Origin of the sequence: Nocardia sp. NPDC060249 (assembly GCF_042728755.1) — a bacterium.
Classification (GTDB): Bacteria; Actinomycetota; Actinomycetes; order Mycobacteriales; family Mycobacteriaceae; genus Nocardia.
On record NZ_JBHXAQ010000006.1, the window covers coordinates 79,716 to 94,530 of the forward strand.

Consider the following 14,815-nt stretch of genomic DNA (forward strand, 5'->3'; position numbering starts at 1 on the left):
CCGGGAGCAAATTTGTCGCAACTTGCGGATTCGATGAGGATTGCCTGGGTAAACAGCACGAACAGGTGCATCGGCAAATCAGCCGCACTGATCGGAATGAGCGAAAGGATAGGCCGTGGATACCTCCGTCATTGCGATAGATTTCCAGCAGGGCTTGACCGACGCATGGAGTTCGGTCGCACAGTTCGTCCCCAAAGCGGTGGCATTCATCGCCATTCTTCTCGTCGGCTGGATCATCGCGAAGGTGGTCGCCAAGATCGTGAACGCGGTGCTGGAACGCGTCGGCTTCGACAGGCTCGTCGAACGCGGCGAACTGCGGAAAATGATGTCCCGCAGTAAATATGACGCCTCCGACATCATCGCCAAGATCGCCTATTACGCGATTCTGCTGATCGCGCTGCAGATCGGTTTCGCGGTGTTCGGGCCGAACCCGGTCAGCGCGCTGCTCACCAGCATCGTGGCATGGCTGCCCAAGGCAGTGGTCGCGATCGTGATCGTGGTGATCGCCGCGGCGATCGCGCACGCGGTGAGCGATCTCGTCTCCAACGCGCTCGGTGGGCTGTCCTACGGGCACATGCTCGGCCGGATCGCGGCGGTGTTCATCTGGGGTATCGGCATCATCGCCGCGCTGAACCAGATCGGTGTCGCGACCTCGGTGACCACCCCGGTCCTGATCGCCGTGCTCGCCACTATCGGCGGCATCCTGGTGGTCGGTGTGGGTGGCGGCCTGGTCAGGCCCATGGAACAGCGCTGGAGCAATTGGCTCGGCAACCTGGAATCGGAGATGCCCGCGATGAAGGGGCATGCCCAGGCTTACCAGCGTGGCCGTGAGGACGCCCTGCGGCAGGGCGAGCAGGTGGCGCCGAGTGCGGCCGAGCAGGCGCGGGTCACGCCCGGCGCGAGCTACCCCGGTGGGGAGCCGGGCTGGAGTGGCGAAACAACCAGGTGAGAAACGGACGTCGGCGCACCGCTACCTTCGGGTGACGGTGCGCCGATGTCGTTCGGTGCGCTATCAGTCGGCGGCGTACGCGCACACCGCGGCGAGGCGTAACTGCAGCCAGTCGGCGGCGTGCCAGTTGTCCGGCGCGCCCGCCAAAAATCCGTCCGCGCGCTCGGCGAAATGGTCGAGCAGTCCGCGGACGTAACCGGCGAGCAGAATGACGAGGGGCACCCGCGCCGAGTCGTCGACGCCGAGATCGAGAATGTCACGCACCGCGGCGGCGTGCTGGTCGAGCTGGGCGGACAGCGCGGGCACGACCGCGGCGACGGCGGCCGCGGGTGCTCCGAAATCGGTGTTCAACTGCTGTAATTGTCGTTGCGCCGAGAGTTCGAGCAACGCGGGACCTGGCGCAAACATTGCAATATGGTAGCAATCTCTCCGTCGCTGATGAAATTGGAGCATTTCAAGATCAATAGCGTGACCTGGCGAATACAAGGCAACATCACGCTCGATCTGATTCGGTTGAGCGCAACCATGGCCGCTCGCGCTGCGCCCTGCTGGACTGTCGAACATGGGCAGCGAACGTCGGAAATTGAAGACCGTCACCGGGGTCAGCGGATCGCGTGATGTCTACGCCGCGGCACTGGACCCGACCCGTTCCACGCTCGAGGAAGGTATTCGGGTCGCGCGGATCGCACAGGAGAACAAGATCGGCGCGATCTTCGCGGCAGACCTGCTCAGCTTCGGCGCCCAGGGGGCGATCGGCGCGCAGGAACCACTGATCCAGCTCGCCGCCCTCGGCGCGGTGACCACCGATGTCGGCCTGATCGCTACCGTGTCCACGACCTTCCATCACCCCTACAACCTGGCCCGGCTCTTCGGCACGCTCGACCACATCAGCAACGGCCGCGCGGCCTGGAACGCGGTGACCTCGTCGCTGGGCGAGGAGAACTACGGCGACCGTGATCTGCCGAGCCCCGAGCAGCGCTACGCGCGCGCCACGGAGTCCATCGAGGTGGTCAACGCGCTGTTCGACAGCTGGCGGCCCGGTGCGCTGCGGCCGGACGGCGCGGGCGGCGCGACCCTGGACGAATCGCTCGTGCGGCCCATCGACTTCACCGGACAGCATTTCTCGGTCCGCGGCCCGCTGAACATCCCGCCGCTGCCCCAAGGCAGGCCGGTACAGTTCCAGGCCGGTCAATCCGCGGGCGGCGTCGAACTCGGCGCACGCTTCGCGGAGGTGGTGTTCACCTCGCTCGCGACGCTCGAGGACGCGATCACCTACACGAAGAAGATCCGCACCCGCGCCGCCGAGCTGGGCAGGCCGGACGGGCTTCCGCTCATCTTCAGTTCCTTCCACGCCACCTACGGCGCGACGGAGGAGGAAGCCCGCAGGTTGGTTCGTGAGGCCGCCGAAGCCACCGATTTCGAGGCGGGGCGCCGTCAACTGGCCGACATGCTGGGTGGCGGCATCGACCTGTCCGAGCTGCCGCTGGACAAACCCATTCCGGAAACACTGCTCCCGCAGCTGGATTCGGTACATCGGCGGCGCGGCCGGGTCGAGATCTTCGCCAAGCTCGCCGCCTCCGGCGCGACGCTGCGTGAACTCGTCATCGCCGCCAAGGACACCGGCCACTGGGCGGCGGCGGGCACACCCGAACAGCTGGCCGACGCGATCGAGGAGCGCTACCGGGCGAATGTGCTCGACGTGATCTCCCTCGGCGGATTCACCGACGAGCGCACCCATGATTTCGTCGTCAACGGTCTGCTGCCCGAGCTGCGTCGCAGGAAGCTGCTCGACACCGACTATCTGGGCGCGACCTACCGCGAGAACCTGGAACTGCCCGCGCCGACCTCGACGACGGGGGCGTAGCCGACGCACTGTGATCGATACCGCGGAGTTGCGTGAACCGGGCGTCCGATGGACTCTGAATGGGTATAACCGTTCCGAGACAACTTTCGGCAAACCAGCTCGGCGAGCGAAGGGATCCGCAGTGCAGGTCACCGACCCGGCCGTTCACCTGTTCGGCATGAGCACGGTAATCGCTGCTAGCGCAGGGTATTCGGCGCAGACGAGGATCTCGGGCGCCTGGCGGCGCTCGCCCTACGCACCGTTGTTCGGTCGGCTCGCCGCCGCGATCTTCTGGGGTTGCGGCAGTGTGGCCGGGCTGACCGTGCTCGGCATTCCCACAGCGATCACCGTGCCGATCGCGCTGACCGTGCTCACGGTGGTGATCGTGATGCTCGCCGCGGCCTTCGCCGGCGGCATGATCCGGCCCGCGCCGAGGCCGAGCCTGTCGGCCCGAACCTGAGCTACCGGAAGGCGTTGGCGTCGGTGAGCGCCTTGCCGATGACCAGCTGGTGCACCTCGGCGGTGCCCTCGTAGGTCAGCACCGACTCCAGGTTGTTGGCGTGCCGCAGCACCGGGTAGTCGAGGGTGATGCCGTTGGCGCCCAGGATGGTCCGGCATTCGCGCGCTATCCGGATGGCCTCGCGCGTGCTGTTCAGCTTGCCCACGCTGATCTGCTCGCCGGTGATCTCGTGACGATCCTTCAACCGGCCCAGGTGCAGGGCGAGCAACTGTCCCTTGCCGAGTTCGAGGGCCATATCGGCCAGTTTGGCCTGGGTGAGCTGATAGGCCGCCAGCGGCTTGTCGAACACGTCGCGAGTGCGGGCGTAGTCGATGGCGGAGCTCAGGCAGTCGCGTGCGGCGCCGAGCGCTCCGAAGATGATGCCGAATCGCGCCTCGCTCAAGCAGGCCAGCGGCGAACTGAGCCCGCGTGATTCGGGCAGCACGGCATCGGCGGGCAGGCGCACGTCGTCGAAATCCAGTGCGGCGGTGATCGATGCGCGCAGCGACAGCTTGCGATGGATCTCGCGAGTGGTGAAACCCGGTGTGCCTGCGGGCACCAGGAAGCCGCGCACCCTCGGCTTGTCCGTTCCGGGCTCCTCCGCGTAGGCCCAGACGACGGCGACATCGGCCACCGACCCGTTGGTGATCCACATCTTCGACCCGTTCAGGATCCAGTCGTCACCGTCGCGGCGCGCCCGCGTGCGCATGCCGCCGGGGTTGGACCCGAAATCGGGTTCGGTGAGCCCGAAGCACCCGATCACCTCACCGGCCGCCATCGCGGGCAGATACTGCTGCTTGTGCTCCTCGGAACCGAAGAAATGAATGGCCGCCATCGCCAGCGAGCCCTGCACCGACACCATGCTGCGCACGCCGGAGTCGACGGCTTCGAGTTCCAGGCAGGCGAGCCCGTACGCGGTGGCCGACGCGCCCGCGCAGCCGTAGCCGTCGAGGTGCATGCCGAGCAGTCCGAGCTTGCCCAGTTCCGGCGCGATCTCGCGGACCGGGAACGTGCCCTGCTCGAACCAGTCGGCCAGGTGCGGTCGAAGCCTGCGTTCCCCGAATCGCGCCACCGTATCGCGGATTTCGCGCTCCTCCGACGACAGCAACGGATCGATGGCGAACAACTCTTCGACAGTGACCATGTCGTGAGCTTAGCCGCAGTACCAGCCCCGAAACCGACACTTCGACCAGGGCTGTACCCCAGCGATCGCGCCCGGAACAGGCCAACTAGTCTGAGGTGATGAGTGAGCTGGGATTCTCCACCAGGGCCGTGCACGCCGGATACGAACCCGATCCTCAGACCGGTGCGGTCAACGTGCCCATCTACGCGAGTTCGACCTTCGCCCAGGACGGCGTCGGCGGCATGCGTGGTGGTTACGAGTACGCGCGCACCGGCAACCCCACCCGCACGGCACTGGAAGCCAACCTCGCGGCCCTCGAATCGGGCAGCTACGGGCGCGCGTTCGCCTCGGGCATGGCGGCCACCGACTGTGCGCTGCGCGCGATGCTGCGCCCCGGCGATCACATCGTGATCCCCGACGACGCCTACGGCGGCACCTTCCGGCTCATCGACAAGGTCTTCAGCCAGTGGGGCATCGAGCACTCGCCCGCCCACATCGCCGACCTCGACGCGGTGCGCGCGGCCATCCGCCCCAACACCAAGCTGGTGTGGATCGAGACGCCGACCAACCCGTTGCTGAGCATCGGTGACATCCCCGCGCTGGCCGATATCGCCCACGAGGCCGACGCGAAGCTGGTCGTGGACAACACCTTCGCCACCCCGTACCTGCAGCAGCCCCTGCTGCTCGGCGCCGACGTGGTGCTGCACTCGACCACCAAGTACATCGGCGGTCACTCCGACGTCGTCGGCGGCGCGCTGATCACCAACAGCGCCGACCTCGACAAGGACTTCGCGTTCCTGCAGAACGGCGCGGGCGCGGTCCCCGGCCCGTTCGACGCCTTCCTCACGATGCGCGGCATCAAGACCCTGGCCGTGCGCATGGAGAAGCACTGCGACAACGCCGAGGTGATCGCCGAGTTCCTGACCAACCATCCGGCCATCTCGCAGGTCATCTACCCCGGTCTGCCCACGCACCCCGGCTACGAGATCGCGCAGAAGCAGATGCGCCGCAGCGGCGGCATGATCTCGGTGCGCCTGGCCGGTGGCCGGGAAGCGGCGCTGAAGTTCTGCTCGCGGACCGAGATCTTCACGCTGGCCGAATCGCTGGGCGGTGTCGAATCGCTCATCGAACACCCCGGTGCGATGACCCACGCCAGTACCGAGGGTTCGGCGCTGGAAGTCCCCGCCGATCTGGTCCGGCTCTCGGTCGGCATCGAAGACATCAGCGATCTGCTCGCCGATGTCGAACAGGCGCTGAGCTGAGCGGGACCCGGCACACATGACGAAGCGGCCGCATCCGGTATCCGGATGCGGCCGCTTGCGTTCGGGTTCCCGACGTTCGGGTTCAGCGAGCTCAGCTGTGGTACGGCTCCGCGCTGACCAGCGTCACCTTCATGGTGTTGCCGTTGGGGAGGGTGTACTCGCGGGTCTCGCCCACCTTGGCGTCGATCAGCGCGCCGCCCAGCGGCGAGTTCGGCGAGTAGGCCTCGAGACCGGTGGCGCCGAGTCCCTCTTCGCGGGTCGCGATGAGGAAGGTCTCGGTATCGCCCTCGTCGCCGTCGTAGTAGACCGTGACGACCGAGCCCGGCAGGGCCACACCGGACTTGGTGGGGGCGACGCCGACCTTGGCGTTGTTCAGCAGTTCCTGCAGCTGGCGGATACGCGCCTCCTGCTGGCCCTGCTCCTCACGCGCGGCGTGGTAGCCACCGTTCTCCTTGAGGTCGCCCTCTTCGCGGCGCTCGTTGATCTCGGCGGCAATGACCGGACGATTGGCAATGAGCGAGTCCAACTCACCCTTGAGCCTGTCGTGCGATTCCTGGGTAAGCCAGGTCACATTCTCGGTCATCTCGATCACTCCCTAGTAGTTGTTCCCGGCGCACCGGGATTCCCTGAAACCAGCGCGAAACCTCCCGAAGGAGGGCATGCACCAGCCCGACGGCTGGAGCGATCCTGGGGGTGAACCCGATACCCGCAAACAGCACCGCTGGCCGCCAATGCAGCAAACACGGCTCCGAACCCCGGAACCGTGTATCAACCCATTTTAGCATGTCTCATAAAAATGCAGGTCAGCCTAGTCAGGCGGGCTATTCGCCGCGCTGAGTAGCCGATCGCGGGCGCGGAGTCACTGATCGCTGGTGCGCAGATACCCGGGAATCTGGTCGCTACAACCATAAATATCGCCCGCCGAAGCGCGTGCCGACGACTTGACCGTGGTGCTCACCTGCACGCTGGTCGAATCCGAGCCGGGGACGAGTACTTCGCGCCGCCCCACCTCGGCGCCGTCGCGATCCATCGCCCGGACGAAGCAGACCACAGCCTGCTGCGGATCGTCGCGGGTGACCTTGATCCGCACTTCCAGGGTGGCGTCGTCGACGACCACATAGCCGAGCTGCTCGGTCTCGACCGCCTTCGGACCGTATTTCTGGAAGCCGAGATAGGCCACCGCGAAGCCGGCGACAACGACTCCGACACCGAGCAAAACCATCAGCCACAGGCGACGCGCAGGTGGTTTGGTGCCATATCGATCGGCGTGTCGCGCTGCTGCGGCGGCCGAGGTCGCGGCGGAGTCCGGTGCGGGCTCGGTCATCGGTTTCGCGCTCCCGGGGGTGGTCGGAACAAACAGGGGGTCGGATGGAACTATAGGTAACGACATCTGACACCCGCGAGCGAGAGCGACGGTGAACGAGAAGTGAGTGGCCTTCGCCTCATGGCAGTGCACGCCCACCCCGACGACGAATCGAGCAAGGGCGCCGCGACGACCGCAAGGTACGCCGCGGAGGGCGTCGAGGTGCTCGTCGTGACGTTGACCGGCGGCGAGCGCGGCAGCATCCTGAACCCGGCCATGGACACCCCCGGTGTGCTGGACCGGATCAACGAGGTCCGGCGCGAGGAGATGGCCGCGGCCGCCCACGCGCTCGGCGTGCGCCAGCACTGGCTGGGATTCGTCGACTCGGGCCTGCCCGAGGGCGACCCCCTGCCGCCGCTGCCGGAGGGCTGCTTCGCGCTGGTGCCCCTCGAGGAATCCACCGAGGCGCTGGTGCGCGTGATCCGCGAGTTCAAGCCGCAGGTGATCACCACCTACGACGAGAACGGTGGCTACCCGCACCCGGACCACATCCGCTGCCACGAGGTCTCGATGGCCGCCTACGAGGCGTCGGGCGATCCCGCGAAGTTCCCCGAGGCGGGCGAGCCGTGGACGCCGCTCAAGCTCTACTACGACCACGGCTTCAGCATGAAGCGCCTGGAAGCCTTCGCCGAGGAGTACGAGCGCATCGGTGAACCGTTCCCGCTGCAGGAGTGGCTGGACCGGATGAAGCAGTATCAGGCGGCCCGCGGCGACATCATGGGCCGGGTCACCACCCAGATCGAATGCTCGAAATACTTCCCCCAGCGTGACGACGCCCTGCGCGCCCACGCGACCCAGATCGATCCCAACGGCGCGTTCTTCGCGATCCCGTTGGAGATGCAGCAGCGGCTCTGGCCGACCGAGGAGTTCGAATTGGCCAAGACGCGCGTGTCCACCGCTATCCCGGAGACCGACCTGTTCGCCGGCATCGAGGACAACGACCGGTGATGTTGGTCTACCTCGCACAGCAACCGACGGGCCCCGAATTCGGCAAGGCCTCCCCGCTCGGCCTGCTGGTCGTCTTGATCCTGCTGGCAGGCACGGTGCTGCTGGTCCGCTCGATGAACAAGCACCTCAAAGGTCTGCCGGAAACGTTCGAACCCGAGCACCCGGAACCGGATCAGCAGGCCGACGACGGCACCGAGCCCGGTGTGATCGCCGTCGAGGAATCCGAACCGAAGCAGAACTCTTAGCGCGCGGCGGCGAGGTCGGCGACGAGTTCGCCGACCAGGTCGCGCGCGGTGGCGGCGTGTTCGGCCACCGACCGCGGCGCGCCGCTGGTGCTCAACTCGATCATCGTGTTCATCAGGCCGAACAGCGCGACGAGTTGGCGTAGTGCGGCGCGGCGCTCGGAGACTGTCATCGGCGCGGTGCTTATCGGCAGGTTCACGTCTATGGGATCGTCGCTGTTCACAGGTTCGTTTCTGCCGATACCCAATCGACGCCGTGGCGAACTACCAGTCGATCAGATCGAGTTCGTGCAAACGGCGGAAGACCATCATCGAACCGGGCGCGACGTGCTCCATCGCGGCGTATTCACTCACGGTGAAGTAGCGGAATTCGGCGATTTCGCCGGTGGCGTGGGGTTCTCCGGTGAGTTCGGCACGGAAACAGGTCATGTGCAGGCCGGTGTTGCGGCGGTGGCCGAAGGCTTCGGCCTCGAAGACGCCGAACTCGGCGACCCCGGCCAGGCCGACGCCCAGTTCTTCCTCGATCTCGCGATGTAGCGCCTGTAAAGGGGTCTCGCCGGGGTCGATCTTGCCGCCCGCCATGTAGAAGACGTCCTTGCCTTCGGGACGCGTCTGAATCAGCCTGCGGTCGCGGACATGGGCGAGGGCGGCGGTGCGGATCATGGGGATCACTCTATGGACCGAACGGCTTCGGTTCATATCGAACCCCACTGGTGTCTGGGTCAGTTCACGGTGATGGCGTGATGATGGGGGTATCGGCACCGGTCAGGGCACGGGAGGTGTCTTTGAGGTCGACGCCGGAGCGACCGAGTGCGCGGGCGCCCGCGACGAGGCCCGCCACCACGTGGGCGGCATCGGCGTAGGTGAGACCGTCGGGCGGATGGATGTTGGAGATGCAGTTGCGTTCGGCGTCGGCACGGCCGGGGCGAGGCAGGTGGGTGAGATAGATGCCGAGGCTGTCGGCGACCGACAGGCCGGGGCGTTCGCCGATCAGGACCAAAACCGTGCGCACGCCCATGGCTTCGGCGATGTGGTCGCCCAGCGCCACCCTGGCCTGGGTGGCGATGACCGGCGGGGCCAGGGTGTGGCGCTGCCCGAGTTCTGTTGCGAGAGCGGCGAGTAGGCCCGGCGCGTGTTCGGTGAGAGCCAACGGGGAGAGCCCGTCGGCGAGGACGAAGCCGATGTCCGCGCCGGTACCGGTGACGGGGGTGAGGTCGGCGGGCAATCTGCCGAGATCTGGCCGCCGCAGGTATTCGGCGCGGTCGGCCGCCCTGCTGGCGACGGTCACCGGAGTGCCGAGTCCGACTGCCGCGATCTGCCCGGTGAAGGTCGCGACGTCGAGCGGAAGGTGAACGGCATCGCGGGCGGCCGCGTGGGCGGCGCGTAGTGCGAGGACGTCTGTCGTCGGCAGCGCGTCGCCGGTGCGGCCCAGCCCGATCCGGGCTTGCGTGCTACCCCGCAGGAGTTCCCAGAAGTCGGAACCCGCTGGATCGTGCGGCATCGCTGAGTCTTGCGTGCTCGGCATCTTCGGCTCCCGGCTCCGGTGGTCGGCATCGTGCGAGCAACGTCGATCGACGGTGGGTTCCGGCTCGGACGCGATCATCGGGTGGCCGTCAGCGCGCGCAGAGGTGACGACAACGGTTCTACTTGTCGCACACGGCCGTTCGCATCGAGCATGCCGAGACCGGACAGCCAGGCCTCGAATTCCGGTGCTGGGCGCAGGTTCAGGACCTGGCGGGCGTACAGGGCGTCGTGGAACGACAAACTCTGGTAGCCGAGCATCACGTCGTCGGCGCCCGGGACCGCGATGACGAAGGCGCATCCGGCCGCACCGAGCAGGGTGAGCAGGGTGTCCATGTCGTCCTGGTCCGCCTCGGCGTGGTTGGTATAGCAGACATCCACGCCCATCGGCAGGCCGAGCAGCTTGCCGCAGAAGTGGTCTTCGAGTCCGGCCCGGATGATCTGCTTGCCGTCGTAGAGGTATTCGGGTCCGATGAAGCCGACGACCGTGTTCACCAGCAGCGGTCGCAGATCCCGGGCCACGGCGTAGGCGCGGGCTTCGAGGGTCTGCTGGTCCACCGGCCGATCACCCACGCCCAGATGGGCATCGGCGCTCAGCGCCGATCCCTGTCCGGTCTCGAGGTACATCACGTTGTCGCCGACGGTGCCGCGCCGCAGGGATCGTCCCGCGTCGTTTCCCTCCCGCAACAGCGAGATGTTCACGCCGAAGCCGGTATTCGCGCCCTCGGTGCCCGCGACGGACTGGAACACCAGATCCACCGGCGCACCCGCCTCGATCAATCCGATGGTCGTGGTGACGTGGGAGAGCACGCACGACTGGGTCGGGATGTCGAAGCGCAATCGCACGTCGTCGAGCAGATGCAGGAGATCGGAGGTGGCCTGCGGTGAATCAGTGGCGGGGTTGATGCCGATCACCGCGTCGCCACAGCCCAGCAGCAGCCCGTCCAAGGTGGCGGCGGCGATCCCGCGCGGATCGTCGGTCGGATGGTTGGGTTGCAGCCGCGTGCTCAACCGGCCGGGCAGGCCGATGGTGGTGCGGAACCCCGCGGTCACCTCGGCCGCCTTGGCGACCGCGATCAGGTCCTGATTGCGCATGATCTTGCTGGCAGCGGCCACCATCTCCGGCGTCAGCCCCGGCGACACCGCGGCCAGGGTCGCCGCCGAATCCTCGGTGGCGGCGACGGCGAGCAACCAGTCCCGCAGCCCGCCGACCGTCAGGTGCGCGATCGGCCCGAAGGCCGCCCGGTCGTGACTGTCGATGATCAGCCGGGTGACCTCGTCGGTTTCGTACGGCACCAGGACGTCGTTCAGAAACGTGGTGAGCGGAACTTCGGCCAGCGCCCACTGCGCCGCGGCACGTTCGGCATCGGTGGCCGCCGCGCAACCGGCGAGCTCGTCGCCGCTGCGCAGGGGAGTGGCTTTCGCCATCAGCTCGATCAAGCCGTCGAAGGTGTGGGTCGTGACGCCGATTGTGCTGCGGTACACGGTCATCGGGTCCCTTTCGAGAGAAGTACTCGGCCACCGGAGCCCGGCGGCATGGGCGACGCTGCCGGGTGCCCGACGGCCTACTCGAGCTCGGATTCCGCCTTGGCGATCGCCGCGAACTCCTCGTCCGGGGATTTGGCGACCAGGTGTTTGCGACTGTAGAGCCCGAAGTAGGCCATGAAGGCGACGAACACACCGAGCGTCCACAGTGCGGCCTGCTGGTCGACCAGGAACGTGGCCGCCACCGATGCGGCCGCGATGACCAGCGCGAACGCTGTGGTGACGATGCCGCCGGGCGTGCGGTACGGGCGCGCCATGTTCGGTTCGCGCACGCGGAGCACGATGTGGGACACCATCATCAGGACGTAGCTCAGCGCCGCGCCGAACACGGCCATGTTCAGCAGCATCGCGCCCTTGCCGGTGAGCGAGAGGGCGAAGCCGATGACGCCGGGCACGATCAGCGCCAGCACCGGCGCCTTGCGGGAGTTGGTGATCGACAGGACGGTCGGCAGGTAGCCGGCGCGCGAGAGGGCGAAGGTCTGGCGGGAGTAGGCGTAGATGATCGAGAAGAAGCTGGCGACCAGACCGGCCAGGCCGATGTAGTTGACCACCTTGGCCATCGAGCTGTCGCCCAGCGCCTCGACCAGGGGGTTGCCCGAGGCGGAGGCGCTCTGGGCGCCGAGCGCGCCGGTCACCAGGAACAGCACCACCGCGCCGGTGACGCACAGCAGCAGCATCGCGACGATGATGCCCTTCGGCACGTTCTTCTCGGGCTCGCTGGCCTCCTCGGCGGCCAGCGGCACGCCTTCGACGGCGAGGAAGAACCAGATCGCGAACGGGATGGCGGCCCAGATGCCGAGGTAGCCGAACGGCAGGAACGACGACGACCCGGTCGCCGCCGGGTCGGCCGCGATATCGGTCAGGTTGGCCGCGTCGAACTTGCCGACGGCCGCGAACGCGAAGATCACCAGGCCGACGAGCGCGATTCCGGTGATCACGAACATCGCCTTGAGCGCCTCACCCGCACCGGTCAGGTGGATGCCGATGAACAGCGCGTACACCGCCAGATACACCCACCAGCCGTCGGTGATCCCGAACAGGTTCAGCGATTCCACGTAGGCGCCGATGAAGGTGGCGATCGCGGCGGGCGCGATCGCGTATTCGATGAGAATGGCTGTGCCGGTGGCGAATCCGCCCCATGGGCCGAGCGCGCGGCGGGCGAAGGTGTAGCCGCCGCCCGCTGCGGGCAGCGCCGAGGACATCTCGGCCATGCCGAGCACCATGGCCAGATACATCGCGGCGATGACGACGGTGGCGATCAGCAGACCACCGAATCCGCCCTCGGCGAGACCGAAGTTCCAGCCGGAGAAGTCGCCGGAGATCACGTAACTCACGCCGAGGCCCGCGAGCAGCACCCAGCCCGCCGAGCCCTTGCGCAGGGTGCGTTTGGCGAGATAGTCGTCGACCGGTGCGCCCTCGCCGGTGGCGGGGCTGATTTCTGTACTCACTCCGAGCTCCTCATCAACAAACAAAAGCGCGTTCGACCGGCAACGGTGATCGTCGAGGGTTGAAGAATGGTTGACGACTGTTACGGCCGTGGATCCGTCAGGTCAGCGGTGCGTATCGAGCACCGCTGACCTGCGGAAACGACCTGATTACGGGTGTTTCAGATCACCCGGTTCGCGGCGGCGCCGATTCGAGCGCGGCCGCTTCCTCGTCGGTGAACAGGCGTGAGCGGATCAGGAACCGCACGCCCTCGGGCGCTTCGAGCGAGAACCCGCCGCCGCGGCCCGGCACCACGTCGACGGTGAGGTGGGTGTGTTTCCAGTACTCGAACTGGTCGGCGCTCATCCAGAACGGGGTGTCGCCGGGCAGGTACCCGAGCAGCACGTCCGAACCGCCCACCCGGAACTCGCCACGCGGGTAACACATCGGCGAGCTGCCGTCGCAGCAACCACCGGACTGGTGGAACATGACCGGGCCGTGCTGCCCGGTCAAGTCCCGCAGCAGCGCCGCCGCCTGTTCGGTGAGGTCGACGCGCTGCACCATCAGAAGAAGCCGAGCTTCGTCGCCGAGTAGCTGACCAGGATGTTCTTGGTCTGCTGGTAGTGATCGAGCATCATCTTGTGGTTCTCGCGCCCGATGCCGGACTTCTTGTAGCCGCCGAACGCCGCGTGCGCGGGGTAGGCGTGGTAGCAGTTGGTCCAGACCCGGCCCGCCTTGATGCCGCGGCCGAGGCGGTAGGCGGTGTTCATATCGCGCGTCCACACACCGGCGCCGAGACCGTAGAGGGTGTCGTTGGCGATCGAGAGCGCCTCCTCGGTGGTGTCGAAGGTGGTGACCGCGACGACGGGTCCGAAGATCTCCTCCTGGAACACGCGCATGTCGTTGCTGCCCTTGAAGATCGTCGGCTCGATGTAGAAGCCCTCGGCCAGCCCGTCGACGCTGCGGACCGCGCCGCCGGTGAGCACCTCGGCGCCCTCCTTCTTGCCGATGTCGATGTAGGACAGGATCTTCTCGAACTGATCGTTGCTGGCCTGGGCGCCGATCATGGTCGCCTCGTCGAGGGGGTTGCCGCTGATGATGGCCTTGGTGCGCTCGACGCAGCGTGCCATGAACTCGTCGTAGATCGACGAGGCGATCAGCGCGCGCGACGGACAGGTGCACACCTCGCCCTGGTTGAGGGCGAACATGACGAACCCCTCGATCGCCTTGTCGAGGTAGTCGTCGTCGGCGGCCAGCACGTCGGGGAGGAAGATGTTGGGGCTCTTGCCGCCCAGTTCGAGGGTGACCGGGATGATGTTCTCGCTGGCGTACTGCATGATCAGCCGCCCGGTGGTGGTCTCGCCGGTGAACGCGACCTTCGCCACGCGCGGGCTGGAGGCCAGCGGCTTGCCCGCTTCGACACCGAAACCGTTGATCACGTTGAGAACTCCCGGCGGCAGCAGATCCGCGACGAGTTCGACGACCTTCATGATCGAGGCCGGGGTCTGCTCGGCGGGCTTGAGCACCACCGCGTTTCCGGCGGCCAGCGCGGGCGCCAGCTTCCAGGTGGCCATCAGGATCGGGAAGTTCCACGGAATGATCTGTGCGACAACGCCGAGCGGCTCGTGGAAGTGGTAGGCGATGGTGTCTTTGTCGACCTCGCTGATGCCGCCTTCCTGCGCGCGCAGCACGCCCGCGAAGTAGCGGAAGTGGTCGACCGCGAGGGGCAGGTCGGCGGCCAGGGTCTCGCGGACCGGCTTGCCGTTGTCCCAGGTTTCGGCGACGGCGAGGGCCTCGAGGTTGGCCTCGATGCGGTCGGCGATCTTGTTGAGGATATTGGCGCGCTCGGCGGCCGAGGTCTCACCCCAGGCCGGCGCCGCGCGGTGGGCGGCGTCGAGGGCCAATTCCACATCGGCGGCGCTCGAGCGGGCGATCTCGCAGAACGGTTGCCCGTCCACCGGCGAGGTGTTCTCGAAATAGCGGCCTTCGACCGGCGGAATCCACTTGCCGTCGATGAAATTGTCGTATCGCGGCGCGTAGCTGACGACGCTGCCCTCGGTGCCCGGCTTGGCGTAGATCATGTGCGGTGGCTCCT

General features: G+C 67.0%; 17 protein-coding genes. 6 read left to right on the forward strand and 11 right to left on the reverse strand.

The window, feature by feature from the left end; genetic code table 11:
• The first annotated feature begins 115 nt into the window (after window positions 1-115).
• Window positions 116-949, forward strand: coding sequence for a hypothetical protein (locus ACFWFP_RS22025; RefSeq protein ID WP_379297848.1), 834 nt, complete (start codon window positions 116-118; stop codon window positions 947-949).
• Between the two features lie 63 nt (window positions 950-1,012).
• Here the strand turns inward: ACFWFP_RS22025 and ACFWFP_RS22030 are convergent, their stop codons facing one another.
• A complete protein-coding gene (locus ACFWFP_RS22030) occupies window positions 1,013-1,357 on the reverse strand; it encodes a DUF6401 family natural product biosynthesis protein (RefSeq protein ID WP_379297850.1) in 345 nt (114 codons plus the stop codon).
• A gap of 154 nt (window positions 1,358-1,511) precedes the next feature.
• Here ACFWFP_RS22030 and ACFWFP_RS22035 point away from each other — a divergent pair, with 154 nt between their 5' ends.
• Both ACFWFP_RS22035 and ACFWFP_RS22040 read left to right on the forward strand, forming a co-directional pair.
• On the forward strand, window positions 1,512-2,813 hold the full coding sequence (locus ACFWFP_RS22035; protein ID WP_379297852.1) for an NtaA/DmoA family FMN-dependent monooxygenase: 1,302 nt from the start codon (window positions 1,512-1,514) through the stop codon (window positions 2,811-2,813).
• A 157-nt stretch (window positions 2,814-2,970) separates the two neighbouring features.
• Window positions 2,971-3,252: a hypothetical protein gene (locus ACFWFP_RS22040; protein WP_379297854.1), complete on the forward strand. Its 282-nt coding sequence runs from the start codon at window positions 2,971-2,973 to the stop codon at window positions 3,250-3,252.
• Between the two features lies 1 nt (window position 3,253).
• On the opposite strand, the gene ACFWFP_RS22045 is transcribed toward ACFWFP_RS22040, so the two are convergent.
• Window positions 3,254-4,435, reverse strand: a complete 1,182-nt coding sequence (locus tag ACFWFP_RS22045; protein WP_379297856.1) for an acyl-CoA dehydrogenase family protein — start codon at window positions 4,433-4,435, stop codon at window positions 3,254-3,256.
• Window positions 4,436-4,533: 98 nt separating this feature from the next.
• Here ACFWFP_RS22045 and ACFWFP_RS22050 point away from each other — a divergent pair, with 98 nt between their 5' ends.
• Window positions 4,534-5,676: a cystathionine gamma-synthase gene (locus ACFWFP_RS22050; RefSeq protein WP_379223790.1), complete on the forward strand. Its 1,143-nt coding sequence runs from the start codon at window positions 4,534-4,536 to the stop codon at window positions 5,674-5,676.
• Window positions 5,677-5,767: 91 nt separating this feature from the next.
• Here ACFWFP_RS22050 and greA read toward each other — a convergent pair whose 3' ends face one another.
• Entirely contained in the window at window positions 5,768-6,259 is a 492-nt protein-coding gene (gene greA / locus ACFWFP_RS22055) for a transcription elongation factor GreA (protein ID WP_056813695.1), read from the reverse strand.
• Window positions 6,260-6,535: 276 nt separating this feature from the next.
• Complete coding sequence (locus tag ACFWFP_RS22060) at window positions 6,536-7,000, reverse strand: DUF4307 domain-containing protein (protein ID WP_379297858.1); 465 nt, start codon at window positions 6,998-7,000, stop codon at window positions 6,536-6,538.
• A gap of 120 nt (window positions 7,001-7,120) precedes the next feature.
• Here ACFWFP_RS22060 and mca point away from each other — a divergent pair, with 120 nt between their 5' ends.
• Both mca and ACFWFP_RS22070 read left to right on the forward strand, forming a co-directional pair.
• Window positions 7,121-7,987: a mycothiol conjugate amidase Mca gene (mca, locus tag ACFWFP_RS22065; RefSeq protein ID WP_379297860.1), complete on the forward strand. Its 867-nt coding sequence runs from the start codon at window positions 7,121-7,123 to the stop codon at window positions 7,985-7,987.
• Window positions 7,987-8,232: a hypothetical protein gene (locus tag ACFWFP_RS22070; protein ID WP_379298345.1), complete on the forward strand. Its 246-nt coding sequence runs from the start codon at window positions 7,987-7,989 to the stop codon at window positions 8,230-8,232. The genes mca and ACFWFP_RS22070 overlap by 1 nt, the downstream gene beginning before the upstream one ends.
• Here the strand turns inward: ACFWFP_RS22070 and ACFWFP_RS22075 are convergent.
• The 7 genes from ACFWFP_RS22075 to adh form a co-directional block, all read right to left on the reverse strand.
• Complete coding sequence (locus ACFWFP_RS22075) at window positions 8,229-8,402, reverse strand: hypothetical protein (protein ID WP_379297862.1); 174 nt, start codon at window positions 8,400-8,402, stop codon at window positions 8,229-8,231. The genes ACFWFP_RS22070 and ACFWFP_RS22075 overlap by 4 nt on opposite strands.
• Before the next feature lie 91 nt (window positions 8,403-8,493).
• A complete protein-coding gene (locus tag ACFWFP_RS22080; RefSeq protein ID WP_378636247.1) occupies window positions 8,494-8,892 on the reverse strand; it encodes an NUDIX domain-containing protein in 399 nt (132 codons plus the stop codon).
• 64 nt (window positions 8,893-8,956) lie between these two features.
• On the reverse strand, window positions 8,957-9,754 hold the full coding sequence (gene eutC / locus ACFWFP_RS22085; RefSeq protein WP_379297864.1) for an ethanolamine ammonia-lyase subunit EutC: 798 nt from the start codon (window positions 9,752-9,754) through the stop codon (window positions 8,957-8,959).
• Window positions 9,755-9,828: 74 nt separating this feature from the next.
• Window positions 9,829-11,241, reverse strand: a complete 1,413-nt coding sequence (locus ACFWFP_RS22090; RefSeq protein WP_379297866.1) for an ethanolamine ammonia-lyase subunit EutB — start codon at window positions 11,239-11,241, stop codon at window positions 9,829-9,831.
• Window positions 11,242-11,315: 74 nt separating this feature from the next.
• A complete protein-coding gene (gene eat, locus ACFWFP_RS22095; protein WP_379297868.1) occupies window positions 11,316-12,743 on the reverse strand; it encodes an ethanolamine permease in 1,428 nt (475 codons plus the stop codon).
• 163 nt (window positions 12,744-12,906) lie between these two features.
• Complete coding sequence (locus ACFWFP_RS22100; RefSeq protein WP_378636257.1) at window positions 12,907-13,284, reverse strand: DUF779 domain-containing protein; 378 nt, start codon at window positions 13,282-13,284, stop codon at window positions 12,907-12,909.
• Entirely contained in the window at window positions 13,284-14,801 is a 1,518-nt protein-coding gene (gene adh, locus ACFWFP_RS22105; RefSeq protein ID WP_379297870.1) for an aldehyde dehydrogenase, read from the reverse strand. Before adh ends, ACFWFP_RS22100 begins: the two co-directional genes overlap by 1 nt.
• Window positions 14,802-14,815: the final 14 nt, after the last annotated feature.

Bases quoted from the DNA above. Each gene is read 5' to 3' on its own strand.
- ACFWFP_RS22075 (WP_379297862.1), bottom strand. From the start codon at position 8,402: ATGACAGTCTCCGAGCGCCGCGCCGCACTACGCCAACTCGTCGCGCTG.
- greA (WP_056813695.1), bottom strand. From the start codon at position 6,259: ATGACCGAGAATGTGACCTGGCTTACCCAGGAATCGCACGACAGGCTC.
- ACFWFP_RS22070 (WP_379298345.1), top strand. From the start codon at position 7,987: ATGTTGGTCTACCTCGCACAGCAACCGACGGGCCCCGAATTCGGCAAG.
- ACFWFP_RS22060 (WP_379297858.1), bottom strand. From the start codon at position 7,000: ATGACCGAGCCCGCACCGGACTCCGCCGCGACCTCGGCCGCCGCAGCA.
- ACFWFP_RS22040 (WP_379297854.1), top strand. From the start codon at position 2,971: ATGAGCACGGTAATCGCTGCTAGCGCAGGGTATTCGGCGCAGACGAGG.
- eutC (WP_379297864.1), bottom strand. From the start codon at position 9,754: ATGCCGAGCACGCAAGACTCAGCGATGCCGCACGATCCAGCGGGTTCC.
- mca (WP_379297860.1), top strand. From the start codon at position 7,121: ATGGCAGTGCACGCCCACCCCGACGACGAATCGAGCAAGGGCGCCGCG.
- adh (WP_379297870.1), bottom strand. From the start codon at position 14,801: ATGATCTACGCCAAGCCGGGCACCGAGGGCAGCGTCGTCAGCTACGCG.
- ACFWFP_RS22080 (WP_378636247.1), bottom strand. From the start codon at position 8,892: ATGATCCGCACCGCCGCCCTCGCCCATGTCCGCGACCGCAGGCTGATT.
- ACFWFP_RS22045 (WP_379297856.1), bottom strand. From the start codon at position 4,435: ATGGTCACTGTCGAAGAGTTGTTCGCCATCGATCCGTTGCTGTCGTCG.
- ACFWFP_RS22030 (WP_379297850.1), bottom strand. From the start codon at position 1,357: ATGTTTGCGCCAGGTCCCGCGTTGCTCGAACTCTCGGCGCAACGACAA.
- ACFWFP_RS22090 (WP_379297866.1), bottom strand. From the start codon at position 11,241: ATGACCGTGTACCGCAGCACAATCGGCGTCACGACCCACACCTTCGAC.
- ACFWFP_RS22035 (WP_379297852.1), top strand. From the start codon at position 1,512: ATGGGCAGCGAACGTCGGAAATTGAAGACCGTCACCGGGGTCAGCGGA.
- ACFWFP_RS22100 (WP_378636257.1), bottom strand. From the start codon at position 13,284: ATGGTGCAGCGCGTCGACCTCACCGAACAGGCGGCGGCGCTGCTGCGG.
- ACFWFP_RS22050 (WP_379223790.1), top strand. From the start codon at position 4,534: ATGAGTGAGCTGGGATTCTCCACCAGGGCCGTGCACGCCGGATACGAA.